At 50.6% G+C, this 12,936-nt stretch carries 12 protein-coding genes and 1 tRNA gene; 6 read left to right on the plus strand and 7 right to left on the minus strand.

Annotated features, from left to right (window positions below):
* Positions 1-34 precede the first annotated feature (34 nt).
* Positions 35-703 (minus strand): class I SAM-dependent methyltransferase, encoded by a 669-nt coding sequence (locus tag ACW9SV_RS16110; protein WP_479557785.1) that lies wholly within the window; start codon positions 701-703, stop codon positions 35-37.
* Positions 704-882: 179 nt separating this feature from the next.
* Complete coding sequence (locus ACW9SV_RS16115; RefSeq protein ID WP_479557786.1) at positions 883-1,377, minus strand: CinA family protein; 495 nt, start codon at positions 1,375-1,377, stop codon at positions 883-885.
* 168 nt (positions 1,378-1,545) lie between these two features.
* On the opposite strand from ACW9SV_RS16115, the gene ACW9SV_RS16120 reads away from it, so the two are divergent.
* From ACW9SV_RS16120 to ACW9SV_RS16130, 3 genes are all read left to right on the plus strand, one after another.
* Positions 1,546-2,265, plus strand: coding sequence for a phosphatase PAP2 family protein (locus ACW9SV_RS16120; RefSeq protein WP_479557787.1), 720 nt, complete (start codon positions 1,546-1,548; stop codon positions 2,263-2,265).
* 133 nt (positions 2,266-2,398) lie between these two features.
* A tRNA-Leu gene (locus ACW9SV_RS16125) sits at positions 2,399-2,478 on the plus strand.
* 141 nt (positions 2,479-2,619) lie between these two features.
* Positions 2,620-3,060 (plus strand): hypothetical protein, encoded by a 441-nt coding sequence (locus ACW9SV_RS16130; RefSeq protein ID WP_479557788.1) that lies wholly within the window; start codon positions 2,620-2,622, stop codon positions 3,058-3,060.
* Between the two features lie 19 nt (positions 3,061-3,079).
* Here the strand turns inward: ACW9SV_RS16130 and ACW9SV_RS16135 are convergent, their stop codons facing one another.
* The gene (locus ACW9SV_RS16135) at positions 3,080-3,559 is read right to left on the minus strand and encodes a hypothetical protein (RefSeq protein ID WP_479557789.1); all 480 of its coding nucleotides are present in this window, start codon (positions 3,557-3,559) and stop codon (positions 3,080-3,082) included.
* Positions 3,560-3,654: 95 nt separating this feature from the next.
* On the opposite strand from ACW9SV_RS16135, the gene ACW9SV_RS16140 reads away from it, so the two are divergent.
* The 3 genes from ACW9SV_RS16140 (at position 3,655) to fabV (ending at position 6,159) form a co-directional block, all read left to right on the plus strand.
* Positions 3,655-4,131, plus strand: coding sequence for a hypothetical protein (locus tag ACW9SV_RS16140; protein WP_479557790.1), 477 nt, complete (start codon positions 3,655-3,657; stop codon positions 4,129-4,131).
* Positions 4,103-4,813 carry a phosphatase PAP2 family protein gene (locus ACW9SV_RS16145; RefSeq protein WP_479557791.1) on the plus strand — a complete coding sequence of 237 codons (711 nt, stop codon included), beginning with the start codon at positions 4,103-4,105 and terminating at the stop codon, positions 4,811-4,813. Before ACW9SV_RS16140 ends, ACW9SV_RS16145 begins: the two co-directional genes overlap by 29 nt.
* A 155-nt stretch (positions 4,814-4,968) precedes the next feature.
* The gene (gene fabV / locus ACW9SV_RS16150) at positions 4,969-6,159 is read left to right on the plus strand and encodes an enoyl-ACP reductase FabV (RefSeq protein ID WP_479557792.1); all 1,191 of its coding nucleotides are present in this window, start codon (positions 4,969-4,971) and stop codon (positions 6,157-6,159) included.
* Between the two features lie 267 nt (positions 6,160-6,426).
* Here the strand turns inward: fabV and ACW9SV_RS16155 are convergent, their stop codons facing one another.
* From ACW9SV_RS16155 to ACW9SV_RS16170, 4 genes are all read right to left on the minus strand, one after another.
* Positions 6,427-8,763, minus strand: a complete 2,337-nt coding sequence (locus tag ACW9SV_RS16155; RefSeq protein WP_479557793.1) for a GAF domain-containing protein — start codon at positions 8,761-8,763, stop codon at positions 6,427-6,429.
* Positions 8,764-8,965: 202 nt separating this feature from the next.
* Positions 8,966-9,529 carry a fasciclin domain-containing protein gene (locus ACW9SV_RS16160; protein ID WP_479557794.1) on the minus strand — a complete coding sequence of 188 codons (564 nt, stop codon included), beginning with the start codon at positions 9,527-9,529 and terminating at the stop codon, positions 8,966-8,968.
* 195 nt (positions 9,530-9,724) lie between these two features.
* The gene (pulA, locus tag ACW9SV_RS16165) at positions 9,725-11,716 is read right to left on the minus strand and encodes a type I pullulanase (RefSeq protein WP_479557795.1); all 1,992 of its coding nucleotides are present in this window, start codon (positions 11,714-11,716) and stop codon (positions 9,725-9,727) included.
* 105 nt (positions 11,717-11,821) lie between these two features.
* Entirely contained in the window at positions 11,822-12,922 is a 1,101-nt protein-coding gene (locus tag ACW9SV_RS16170; RefSeq protein WP_479557796.1) for an MFS transporter, read from the minus strand.
* Between the last annotated feature and the right edge of the window lie 14 nt (positions 12,923-12,936).

Raw genomic sequence — 12,936 nt, forward strand, 5'->3', positions numbered from 1 at the left:
ATACACACGATTGCCAAATACCGCTATCTCTTGCTTAATTAGTTGGCTTGGCCGTGACAACGGGCTTTTGCAGGACCTGCGCCCGGATGAAGCCCTTGTGAAAAAAGGCCTCCTGTAGGGGTTTAAGACCTGTTTTCTCAAATAAGGCCTCAAACGGGGGCAAGCCTTTCCCCGAGATATTGCTTACCCATCTGAAGAAGCGGTACATGCCCCAGAGCATCGCTTTCTGCCATAGGGGCTGGGTACCAGAACTAGGAGAGTAAAAATCGGTATGCAGCCAAAGGCCGCCGGGCAACAGGGCAGAAGAAAGGCGCTGCATCATGGCGAAAGCCTCTGCCGGAGTGAACAGGTCCAGCACAAAGGGGGTAAGCACCACGTGAAACGTTTCAGCTGGCCGTAGGCTGGCTTCGGTACCTAGTCTGAACGCCACTTTGCCCGTGACCGCAGTTTGGCGAAATTTCCTTTCTGCTTTTTGCAGCATTTTGCTGGAAGGCTCCAGAAACAGCACCTGCCCCGGGGTGCTTTGCCGGAGCAATTCGGTCAGGATCCAGCCGCTTCCTCCACCTAACACTAACACCTTGGAGCCGGATGGAATAAAGGAAAGGAAGTTTGCCTGGGCTTTTTTTTGGGTTGAGCCATACACCAGCTGCGCCAGGGTATCATACACTGGCGCAATGAGGTTGAAGTCTGGAGTTGGCGGCATGTGGGTTCTTTCTCTTGCGTAAAAGAGCTATTTCCCCAAAGTACGGCAAAAACAGGTTGTAGATAGGTGACCCACTAGTTTGCTATTTCCTGTTTCTGACCTACAAACGAGGGTTTCTAACTACTGCTCAAACGCCGCCCTAAGTTAAAGAACCCAGAGTTAAAGAAAGGTTTGGAAGCTTAGTCGTGCTGGAAGTGCCGCTCAACGGTGTCGTTCAGTTTATTGAAAATGAAGTCTTCGGTTTGTTCCCGCATTTTCTTGGCATCGCCTTTAAATACCTGTCTAAACTCTTCTACTTTATCTTTGAAAAGGATGGAGATAAAAGTAGTGCCCACGGGTTTCTCAGCGTTCTCAGAGCCGCCCTGCCCGAAAAGCCCGGTAACGGCTACGCAGACATCGGCTTTCAGGAGTTTGTAGAGGCCTTGCACCATTTCATTGGTGGTCTGCTGGCTCTCGGCGGTGTACAATTTGAGGGTTTCGTTTTTTACCCCCAGCACCTTGTTCTTCGCGGTGGCGCTGTAGGTGACCATGCTTCCCAGAAACACATCGGTGGTGCCTGTGGCTTCACTTACGGCCGCTGCCAGGCTTCCTGCGGTGCAACTTTCGGCAAACGCAAGGGAAAGGCCTTTGTCTTTCAATTTCATGATCAGCTGCGTCAGGTCTTCTGGTTTCATGGCTTTTGGTTTTGGCTTATGAGGCATCATACTGTTTTTACAGACAGGGGTTGCCTTTGGCTTCTGCCCAACACGACTTAGGCCAGATACGTACTTTAAAAATCTTACGGTTTAAAGCCCCTTTTCAGGAAATAAGCCTAAAAGGCGGGGCTCTATGCAAATGACACTATGAGAAAGAGATTTCGGAAATTTATAGCAACTACCGCTTTGTTCACGGTGGAGTTGGTGGTAACGTGGACGGTTTTTATTCTTTGTTTGGTCCTCTTTTTCTGGCTGGCCAAGGAGGTGCTGCCCGGCCGGGAGCTTAAGTTTGACAGCCGGGCTTTTGCCTGGGCCGATGAGCGGGCCAACCCTACCTTAACTGAGTTTATCAAGGGCATCACGTTTCTGGCTTCGCGGAACTTCATTTCTGGGGCCGGGGTCATGCTCATTGGGTACTTTCTATTCGTGAAGAAACATAAGTGGTACTCAGTTAAAGTGCCGGTGATTGCGGTGGGCAGTATCAGCCTGAACCTGTTGCTTAAGTACTTGTTCAACCGACCGCGGCCGTTGGTGCCCCACCTGGTAGATTCCTATGGACTCAGCTTCCCCAGCGGGCACGCCATGATCAGTGCTTCTTTTTATGGATTGCTTATTTACCTGGTCTGGAAAAGCGTGGAGGAGACTGCCTGGCGCTTTCTGCTGATTACGCTGCTTTGTCTATTGATTCTGTTCATTGGATTCAGCCGGGTGTACCTGCACGTGCACTACGCCACCGACGTAGTTGCCGGGTTAGCCGCCGGGTTAGGCTGGGTGATTCTGGCCCTCTTCGTGCTGAACCGGATGGAAAAATTCTCCAAGCGTAATCTGAATCCGGTGGTGAAAGGCGATGTGCCCTTGATTGAGTAGAAATTTAAGTGCCTGTGCGTGTGGGAAAAGAAACAAAAGGCTTTAAAAATTCACCAAAAAATTAGGTTGGATATTGCAGTTAATGAAAAAGTAGATATTTTTGTACTCCCTAACGCAAGAAAGGGATGTTGATGCGCAGGTGGCGAAATTGGTAGACGCACTGTCTTCAGGCGGCAGCGAGCAATCGTGGGAGTTCGAATCTCCCTCTGCGCACAAAACAAAAGCCTTGTAACTGTAGAGTTGCAAGGCTTTTTGCTTTTGGTTCTTGTCTGGTTTTTATAGCAAGCAGGTCCTATATCAATGGTTTGCATAAAAAGGATACCTTCTTATATTTGGTAAACTCCTGAAACCCATATGAGAAAGCTTTGCCTTTTACCTCTGCTGTTTCTCCTTACACTGGTATCCTGTGAAGGAGAGGATCCTGTTCCGCTAAGTGAACAGATTCTGGGCACGTGGAAAGAAAACCGAACCATCTCCATCTTCTATGACCAGGCCAACCGGGAATTGCACCGAGAACTACACGGACTCAATTCTGAGTATGGTTTTGGGGAGACTACTTACTCAATAGGTGAGAACGGGCTCCTGTCTAGAGGATATTCCATTGTGAGGGAAAATAACAAAGACTATATTGTCCTGGAGGACACCCCGATTAAAAAGTATGAGTTGAAGATCTCTGGGGGAGTGATGACGTGGTCTTGGGATAATTTCCAATCGCAATACTATGATCCTTACTCAGATGAGCTTAAGCCATCGCACCGCCAAAATGTTTCTTTGGAGTTCATAAAGTTGAAATAAGGGCGTAAGGAAATGGTAACTACTGTCTTCCTTTTTTGAAGGTCAGGATAGCGGCTAAATCAAAGGCCATCCCTAGCGAGAAAGCCGCGGCAAACGCGGTGCGGGCATTTTTCACTTTCTTATCCCGTTCAAGGGCCTTTTGGTTATAGACTACCATGGCCTGCTTGTATTGGTTGCTTAGGGCCTGAAACGCGACAGGATCGTTTCTCGCGGCTTCCAGGGCGTAACTGTACTCCAGGGTAGGGTCATACGGTTTCTTGTACAACCCCGGCGCCATCATGTAATATCCCGCACTGGCAATGTTCAAGGCTAAGCCTACCAACAAAAACCGATCGGCCCGCTTGGTGTAGGCGTATGGATGGGTTTCCTGAGTAGAGGAAGGTAAATTCAGGTTGATGCCCGTTCTGGGTTGAGGTTTGGTGGCCAGGGCCAAGGTGGTTTGCGCCATTCCCCCAAACGAGATACTGAGGGCTAGTAAAACAAGTATTAATTTTCTCATAGAATTCCCTTTTTACTAAGATAGTAAACCTTTTACAATTAAGCTTCTTTTCAAAATCTGTTCATTAAACCATTTAAAATCAGGTATAAAACCGCATGCCGCTGCTAAGCTTTCCAATGCTGTTTCCCATAGGCTTTCAAGTCTTTTTAAGTAAACAGCAGCAGTTAGTTTATCTCAAGATGGTTCAGGCTGATGTTCTCCAAGTACGCGTCAAAAAAGGGCTTTTCGGTAAGGGCGCTTATCTTCTCAACTCTGCGCTTTGCCTTGGAGAAATAAACCTCGGCGTAGAAATTCATGGTCCAGTAAAGCTGTACCTCAAACTCTTCTTCTGTTCTGCTTGCCAGGTACCGGCCATGGTGGAGCAGGTAGTCAGCTCTACCGTTAAAATCCAGATAAATAAAGCCCAGCAGGTACAACATACCACACATACGCAGCATCCCGTTCCTCCGGATTTTAAAGAAGATGGCTTTCTCAAAGGCCAGCGGTTATGTATCTGTCACGGGTATTTGTTGCGTACAAGAGGTGAAACATTCAGGTTAGCCTATGCAGGAGAAAGCGGAAGAAAAAAGTAAAAAAGTAGGTGCTGTGCTGACGGTGATGTCCCTGCAAATGGTGTTGGCCTGGGTGGTGTTTGTAGGATCGGCCTTCTTGTTTGTCTGGATGACTACCGTGGTATTCATAGAGCAGGAGCAGGACTTAGACCGGGCCGCCTTCGCTTTTGCCGGTGACATCACTGATCCCGAGACCACCGACGCCATGTACTTCATCACCTTCTTCGGCTCTAAGAATTTCCTCATTTTTGGGTCACTTGGCTTGGCGCTTTTCTTCCTTGTTTTCAAAAAATGGCGGTTTTATTCTTTAAAGATTATTGCCATTTCGGCCACCACCACGCTCTTCAACCAAAGTATGAAGCTGATCTTTGGCCGCTCCCGCCCCGAGACTGCTTTCCTGGAGGTGAATGGCAACAGTTTTCCCAGCGGGCATGCCATGATTGGCGGAGCATTCTGGGGCTTATTGGTGTACCTGGTCTGGACTAATGTGCGGCATCCTTGGCTAAAGTGGACAGTAAGTATCCTGTTAGCCATCTGGATCCTGCTCATTGGGTTTAGCCGGGTCTACCTGAACGTGCACTACGCCTCTGATGTGCTGGCAGGCTGGGCCGCAGGTATTTTCTGGCTCATCATCGCAATTTTCCTGCTCAATAGATTACAGCAACGGTTAGGGAGAAAAGTGGAAAAGGAGATGGAGAACTAACCCCTGAAGAGGGAATCAAGCCCTTTTTCAGCCGTTCAGAAACCCTAAAGAAGGGCAAAGCACCCGGGTTGGTGTATTTTGTAAATAAAAATGACAAATTTACGGCAGTAAACGACACACCTTACTTACAGAGTCATCTGTTTAAAGAGCATTATATGATTATTACGCCCAGAGTACGCGGCTTTATCTGTCTAACCTCCCATCCTAAAGGATGCGAGCAGAATGTAGTGAACCAGATCAACTATGTGAAATCCAAGGGTTCTATTGAAGGACCAAAAAAGGTATTGGTCATTGGGGCTTCTACCGGTTTTGGTCTGGCTTCCAGGATCACCAGCGCTTTCGGCTCAAATGCGGCCACCATTGGGGTCTACTTTGAGAAGCCGTCGGCCGAGGGAAAACCAGGGTCACCAGGTTGGTACAACACCGCCGCGTTTGAGAAGCAGGCGCACGAAGCCGGGCTGTATGCCAAGAGCATCAACGGCGATGCTTTCTCTGACGAAATCAAGCAGAAAACCTTGGATCTGATTAAAGCCGATCTAGGCCAGGTAGACCTGGTGATCTATAGCTTGGCCTCTCCGCGCCGGGTACACCCTAAAACCGGAGTGGTGCACAATTCTGTGCTGAAGCCCATCGGACAGACATTCTCCAACAAAACCGTGGATTTCCATACCGGCAATGTCACCGAGGTAAGCATTACACCTGCCTCTGAGGAGGATATTGAGAACACCGTAGCCGTAATGGGAGGCGAAGACTGGGCCATGTGGATAGAGGCCCTGAAAGCCGCAGATCTGCTGGCGCCGGGTGCCACCACCGTGGCGTACTCGTACATCGGGCCCGGGCTCACTGAGGCCGTGTACCGCAAAGGAACCATCGGGCGGGCCAAAGATCACCTGGAGGCCACTGCCTTCACCATCTCCGATTCGCTGAAAGACCTGAACGGGAAAGCGTATGTATCGGTGAACAAAGCCTTGGTAACCCAGGCCAGCTCGGCTATTCCGGTGATTCCGTTATACATCTCGTTGCTGTATAAAGTAATGAAGGCGAAAGGAATCCACGAAGGGACTATTGAGCAGATCCAGCGTTTGTTCCAGGAGAGATTGTACACCAGCGGTGAAGTTGCCGTGGATGAGAAAGGCAGAATCCGGATTGATGACTGGGAAATGCGTGACGACGTGCAAGCCGAAGTAGCTGCCCTGTGGGAGCAAGCCACCACCGAGACACTTCCGGCCATCGGCGACCTGAACGGCTACCGCACCGACTTCTTCAACCTGTTCGGCTTTGAAGTAGCGGGGGTAGAATATGAAACGGACGTGAACGAAGTAGTGGAAGTACCGGGCTTGGTGTAAGCCAAAAATGGACATTGATAGGTAAAAGAGGCCCTGCTTTTACCTTCTTTAAGCTTGTAGAAAAGACCTTGAAAACAAATTGGAACAACTCAACTCATGAGTGAATCTTGTTTGTTTTCAGGGTCTTTTCTGTTTTTAAGCCCTAAAATGGCTACTGGTAAGTCATTTTGCTCCAAAAAGGATTGTACGATTTGTACCACCACCTGAGCCGCCTAGTCTTTGAAACGAACAAGCGGAAGAACCGATCTGCTCACTGCGTCCCTAATCTCAGACTTTGATTTGTACCCGCAGTGCTTTCAGGCCGCTTACGCCTTGCAGGTCTTCCACTTCCAAGTGTTCCACGTGCTCGGTGAGCACATCTTTGTTTTGCAGGTATTCTATGTACTCCAGGTACTCATTTGCCTCACGGGCCTGGGAATAGACGATGGCGATTTTACCGGGCTGAGTGAGGCGTTCCTCGGTGTCTCTGATGACGGCTTTGTCAATGCGCTTCTTCACAATCTCGTACCGGATGTTATACGCGCCATCTACGTCAAACTTGCGCTCATCTTGTCGGAACCTGATGGCCAGGGGTTGGCTGTGGATCAGAATCAAGTGGGTAGTTTCCAGGGGCACTTTTAGTGTGGGCTTAAGGGCCTGCGTGCGGCGGGCAACCTCACAGACCACCATCAGCTGCCAGAGCCGCAAATTCCGTAGAAACATCAAGTCAAACGGCTGGTTTTCCACCAGCGACTGGCCCACGTAGATGTTGAACTCCACACCATCGGTGACGAAGCGCTCAAAATAGTGCGGGTACATCTGCTGGGCGTGCAGTTCTTCCTGCTCCACGTACTCAGAAATGGTCTCGTTAATAGAGGTGAGGCTTTCTTCAAAGGCTTTCCGGCGCTTGTACAGAATACCCAACGAAGGATCCATGGCATTGCGGTAGTCTTGGATGTACACCGTCAGTTCAGGGTGCGTCACTTCCAGAAACTGGAACATAGGTTCTACCTGGGTGCGCAACGTCTCAAAAATGGTGATGCCATCCTGCACCAGCACGCCCTTTTTTAGCTGACGCAGGTGCTTTGAGATGGAGAACCGCAGTTCATCCAGAATAGGCAGCGAATGGACTTCCACGGCTTTCTTCAATACCCGCTCCGCCAGTTCCAGGTGCTCTACCAAGTCTCCCAGAATAGCGGTGTTCCGCTCCGTGCTAGAGCCGCGCACATCGGCTACGGCGTACAGCGGGTACACATCCGGGAAGACAATGGCTTCCATTTCGGGGCTTGGGGCAGTAGGAGAGGCATTGATCTTGTCCAGCAGGTTCATGGCCGCCTCCCGGAAACGCCACTCCAACACAGGGTGAATGGCTGTGAATTTCTCCCTGATCACCGATTGTACCCGCGCCTCAATCTCTTCTGAGTTACGGTTCACCGCCACCGAGAACAAAGGTAGAAACTGCTCCACTTTGGAGATGGAGAAGTTATCCAGGTCACCGGGGTGCGGGGAGCCCAGTTCCAGAATGCCAATGGGGTCATTGCCGTAGCGCAGCAGGGCGAGCACAATATTTTTAATGCCCATGTTCAGCATCTCCTCCCGGACGCCATCGGGCAGTTGGGTGGTATTTTCTACATTTTTAACCACCAGCGGATCTCCTTCTCTTACCAGTTCGTCATAGATGGCCTTGAAACCGGCGTAACTGGCACTGGTGATCTCACTCTGCAGCAGAAAACTGTGGTTGATCTTATTCCCGAAGTTCACGAACGCGCTTTTGTTCTTATGGAACGCCGCTACCCCCAGCTGCAGGTGCGGTCGTTTGAAGAGCACGCGTATCTTTTCCTGAAGCTGCTCAAACCGGTCAGGGGCTAACATGACATCCCGTTCCAACAAGTCGTTTTTAAGCGAAGAAAGCACTTCCTGGTCGGTGACGTCAAAGAGGTTCATGATGTAAAACCCGCTTATCTCAAAGTTCTGGGGAGGCAGCAATTCCATCCAGATGTCCATGTCACGGATGTTGTCCAGCATGGTTTGGATATCTTCCTCGCTCAAATTAGGGAGGGCTTGGGTAAGGGTGATGTCCAGGAACTGCGTGTTGAGTACCACATTGTAGTGCCGGTAAAGCCCCAACTGGTAATCTGGAACGGTATAGATCAGGAACTCTTCATGCGGTACCTGTACTTGGTAGAATTTCTCCAGAATAAGCAAATAGATCATGCGCACCCGGTTGAAAAGCATCTGGTGCTCATCAATGTTGAGGGGACGTTTCAAATGGTTCTGGTCGTTCAGAATGATTTTTTTGAACGGCGGGGTATGGTAAAAACTGGCCCCGTACTCAGGGCCTACCGCACCGCTGGCCTCAGACTCATGGGTAGCCGGTGGGAAAACAGCCGTCATCAGCAAATCTATCAGGCAATGGTGATCAGGGCCTAGCGAGCTGACGTTGGTGATAGGCGCCATCAGTTCCGGAAGCTCATTCAGTTGCCGGGTGATTTCCTGGGCGCTAAGCATGAGGCTGCTCTTGCAGTCGTCCTGGTACCGCTGCCAATAGGTAATAATAGGTTTTAGGCTTAAATAGGCCTTAAAAGGAAAGGAAGAAACACTTATCTGGAAATCGGTGGATTGCATACAGGGCTTTTAACGGGGAAAATCATACCCCAGATACAAAAAAAGCCAATCAACTCACAGACTGCTTTTTAAACCCGAACACAACAGGAAAATAGGAAGACGTGCTTGTACCTCAGGCTGTTTCAGGGGGAATATTCAAAAGTCCTCTGAAAACAAAGAAGCCCGCTAAAAGCAGGCTTCTTTACAGGAAATGGACTGGAATCTACATTCCAGGCAAAACTACGGTGTCAATGACGTGGGTCACTCCGTTGCTGGAGATCACATCAGGAGTAGAGACATGGGCGCCGTTAATCATCACCATGTTGCCTTTTTTGGAAACGGTTAACGTCTCGCCTTGTACGGTGGTTAGTTTCTGGCCATCCTTCAAGTCTTTGGCCTGCAATCTGCCAGGTACCACGTGGTAGGTCAACACAGAAGTCAGTTTGTCTTTATTTTCTGGTTTTAACAGGGCATCAACAGTGCCTGCCGGTAATTTCTCAAAAGCAGCGTTAGTAGGAGCGAAGACGGTGAAAGGACCGGTGCCCATCAATGTCTCAGCCAAACTGGCAGCTTTCACTGCGGCTACCAAGGTGGTGTGGTCACTGGAGCCTAAAGCATTGGCCACAATGTTCTTTGAAGGTACCATCAGGGCACCGCCTACCATCACACCCTCTTTCTTGTTTGTGGTGGCGGCTTTGGCTTTAGTGCTGGTGGTTTGCGCCGATACAGAAAGAGAAGCCAATGCTAAGCCCCCGATTAAAGCAAGTTGATAGAATGACTTTTTCATCTAGGTTTTGTTTGGGTTGGTTAGATACGAATGCCTCACTTACGACACACGCCTTGTCTCCGGATTTTACAAACCAGGAAATAGTGGTTTCTAACGCTTAAAGAACTAGACAAAATCACTCGGCCCCGCCTTACACCAGTTTTTTAGAAAGCAGGCGCAAAGCGGGGCCGAGGAGGTGAACCCTAGAAAAAGAAGTTACTCTTGGTACAGGATGAGCATGGAAACTGCCGGAACAGACACGGTGTCCTTCGCCTTACGGCCGCCGGTAAGCTGGATGGTTTCTCCTTCGGCGGCAATGGTCCACTCTCCGTTAAGCCGGATGTCAGCGGGTGTTTCGCGGCCGTTGTAGTACACCAGAATGTTTTTCCAAGAGTCGCCGTGCGCGTGGTCTTTCAGCTGATATCCCACCAGACCGGGGTAAGTTGTTTTGAACTCCAGGTGCTTGTTGACCATCTCAGCGGTAGGCATCCAGAAGGCAGGATGGGCTTTACGCAGGGCAATCAGGTTCTTGTAGTAGGTGAATACCTCCTGGTGGGCGGCTTTCCAGTTCCAGTTGATCTGGTTGATGGCATCGGGTAGGTTGTAGCTGTTGTGCTCGCCGTTCTTAGTACGCAATAACTCCACGCCCGCGTGCAGAAAGGCTGTCCCTTGCGAGGTCAGGACAATGGCATCTGACAGCAGGTTCATTTTCTTGAGCTGCTCTGGGGTGGCTTTCTCATTAGAGGCCTTGATTTTGTCAAACAGGGTGAGGTTGTCATGACAAGACACATAGGAAATGGCCTGCCACGGCTCGCGCGCCCATGGCGCCTTAGAGTAATTCACCTGTTTGATGTCTACCTGCGGATGCCGGATGCTACCCACCACGCCAAATTTGATGGACTCCTCGGTGTCTGGGGCGCCACTCACAAAACCTTTTGATTTCTCATCGAAGACCGAGCCTTTGATCGCGTCGCGGATGTCATCTGAGAAAGCGGCCAGATGCGTCATTTGGTGGGTATTGGCTTTCAAGGCTTTGGCATTGTCGGGGAGAGGGCTGCTGCCGGCAGTCCAGCCTTCGCCGTAAAGAATAATGCTGGGGTTGATTTTCTTCAACTCTGCCGAGAGTTGGTTCATGGTTTCCAGGTCATGAATGGCCATCAGATCGAACCGGAAACCGTCTACGTGGTACTCTCTGGCCCAGAATTTACAAGATTCAATAATGTATTTGCGCATCATGGCGCGGTCGCTGGCAGTCTCATTGCCACAGGCCGAGGCGTCTGAGTATTTGCCATCCGGGGTTTGGCGGTAATAATAGTCGGGGAACTCCAGGTTGAAGTTAGAGCCCTTGGTTAAGCCGGTATGGTTGTACACCACATCCATCACCACGCCTACTCCCTTATCATGGAAGCCCTTCACCATCTGTTTGAACTCCTTGATGCGTACCTCGGCCCGGTAAGGGTCAGAGGCGTAAGAACCTTCGGGTACGTTGTAGTTCTGCGGATCATAGCCCCAATTGAATTGGGGTTTGTTCAGGGCAGCCTCATCTACAGAACGGTAATCAAACGCGGGCAACAGGTGGATGTGCGTGACGCCCAGTTCCTTCATGTGGTCTATGCCCGTGGCCAGGCCTTCCTGGCTTTTGGTGCCCGTTTCCACTAAGCCCAAGAATTTACCAGGCTTTGAACTGCCGGAGGAAGGGTGGGAGGTGATGTCCCGTACGTGGGCTTCCCAAAGCACTACCTCGTTCGGCGTTTTCACCACCGGTCCTTTGTCCTTGTCCCAGCCTTTAGGGTTGGTGGAAGCCATGTCTACCACCATAGCCCGTTGGCCGTTCACACCTACGGCGGTGGCGTAAATGCCGGGGGTCTCGTCTAACCAATGGCCTCCCACTTTCACGTGGTAAGTGTAGTACACGCTTTCGAGGTCTTTCTGTACCGTAAGTGACCAGACGCCTTTTTTCCCTTTCACCATGGAGAGTTTCTCCTTGGCTGAACCTCCGTTGCCTTTCGCATACAGCTTTACCACCACTTCTTCGGCCACCGGTGACCACAGCTTGAATTTGGTGCCTTTTGGCGAGTATTCTGTCCAGAGATTGGCCTCTACGGGCGTGGGGTACTGGTCAAACGGATGGGCTTGGGCCCAGAGGGTGGCAGAATGCATCAGGTACAGCAGGAGGGTTAGTACTGAAAGAATCTTACGGCAATTCATGGGTTTAGGTAGAAAAGGGATGGAGTACGCCTTGGAAAACGCGCTTATATTGAGGAGCCGGATAGGAATAGCCATCCAGCTCCTGAACTTTCTAAAGATAAGGAATTATGCTTCTTCTGTCTTGATTCGGCTGGAAAGAAGGGCCACGCTTACGCCCATGAGGGCAATGGTGGCAAACGAAAGGCGCAGGCTGCTGATGCCCGCCAACATGCCAATCAAGGGAGGACCCACCAAGAAGCCCGCAAACCCGATGGTGGAAACCGCTGCCAAGGCCATACTGGGGGCCATGGTCTTCGTTTTGCCGGCTACTCCATACACCAATGGTACCACCGCTGATACGCCAGCCCCCACCAAAAGGAAGCCCACAATAGCCGCTACCATGTTAGGAAAGAGAACCGAGATTGCTAAGCCAATTGCCGTCAAAATGCCGCTCAGCTGTAGCACGCGTTTCAAGCCCAGTTTCATGGTAAGCCAATCGGCGATGAAGCGGGTAAAGGCCATGGTGCTCATAAAGGCAGTATACCCGGCGGCAATCCAGGCCTTCTCGGCCCCTACCACTTTCTGGAAATACACGCCGCTCCAATCAAACATGGCTCCCTCGCAGATAAGAGAGCAGAAGGCAATCAGACCCAGGCCCATCAACGACTTGTCTGGCATCACAAAGAGGGGCTGGTTTGCCGGTGCTGGGGCATCTTTAGGGAAAGCGTACTGGTAAGCAATGGCCACGCCCGCCACAATCAAGGCCATCATGATGAAGAAGTGCTGCAAAGGCTCCACCTCGGCCCCAATCATGAAAGTACCAATGGCGGCCCCCACAAACCCGGCCAGGCTCCACAACCCATGGAAAGAAGCCATAATAGATTTCTTATACAGGCTCTCTACGCCCACGGCCTGGGTGTTCACCGAGATGTTGGCCATGTTGCTCGCAAACCCAAAGAGAAACAACACCAGGGAAAGGTGTAGAATGCTTTGGGTCAACCCAATCAAGACCAGGGTGGTACTGTACAGCAACAGGGCTATGGTCACCACCTTGCGGCTGCCTATTCTTGAGGTAAGCCAACCCGTGAACGGCAAGGAAAGCATAAGCCCTACTGGCAAAGCAAAGAGCACCGCCCCCAGTTGGGTTTCAGAAAGGTTAAGCTTTTCCTGGATGGTTGGAATGCGGGAGCCCCAACTGGAAAAGCACAAGCCTTGAAGGAAAAACAAGGTGCCAACGGCTA

The organism is Rufibacter sp. JT20002, assembly GCF_056491185.1.

What these genes read in the sequence shown, in the direction of transcription:
- ACW9SV_RS16110 (WP_479557785.1), bottom strand. Translation starts at nt 703, where the DNA reads ATGCCGCCAACTCCAGACTTCAACCTCATTGCGCCAGTGTATGATACC.
- ACW9SV_RS16115 (WP_479557786.1), bottom strand. Translation starts at nt 1,377, where the DNA reads ATGAAACCAGAAGACCTGACGCAGCTGATCATGAAATTGAAAGACAAA.
- ACW9SV_RS16120 (WP_479557787.1), top strand. Translation starts at nt 1,546, where the DNA reads ATGAGAAAGAGATTTCGGAAATTTATAGCAACTACCGCTTTGTTCACG.
- ACW9SV_RS16130 (WP_479557788.1), top strand. Translation starts at nt 2,620, where the DNA reads ATGAGAAAGCTTTGCCTTTTACCTCTGCTGTTTCTCCTTACACTGGTA.
- ACW9SV_RS16135 (WP_479557789.1), bottom strand. Translation starts at nt 3,559, where the DNA reads ATGAGAAAATTAATACTTGTTTTACTAGCCCTCAGTATCTCGTTTGGG.
- ACW9SV_RS16140 (WP_479557790.1), top strand. Translation starts at nt 3,655, where the DNA reads ATGCCGCTGCTAAGCTTTCCAATGCTGTTTCCCATAGGCTTTCAAGTC.
- ACW9SV_RS16145 (WP_479557791.1), top strand. Translation starts at nt 4,103, where the DNA reads ATGCAGGAGAAAGCGGAAGAAAAAAGTAAAAAAGTAGGTGCTGTGCTG.
- fabV (WP_479557792.1), top strand. Translation starts at nt 4,969, where the DNA reads ATGATTATTACGCCCAGAGTACGCGGCTTTATCTGTCTAACCTCCCAT.
- ACW9SV_RS16155 (WP_479557793.1), bottom strand. Translation starts at nt 8,763, where the DNA reads ATGCAATCCACCGATTTCCAGATAAGTGTTTCTTCCTTTCCTTTTAAG.
- ACW9SV_RS16160 (WP_479557794.1), bottom strand. Translation starts at nt 9,529, where the DNA reads ATGAAAAAGTCATTCTATCAACTTGCTTTAATCGGGGGCTTAGCATTG.
- pulA (WP_479557795.1), bottom strand. Translation starts at nt 11,716, where the DNA reads ATGAATTGCCGTAAGATTCTTTCAGTACTAACCCTCCTGCTGTACCTG.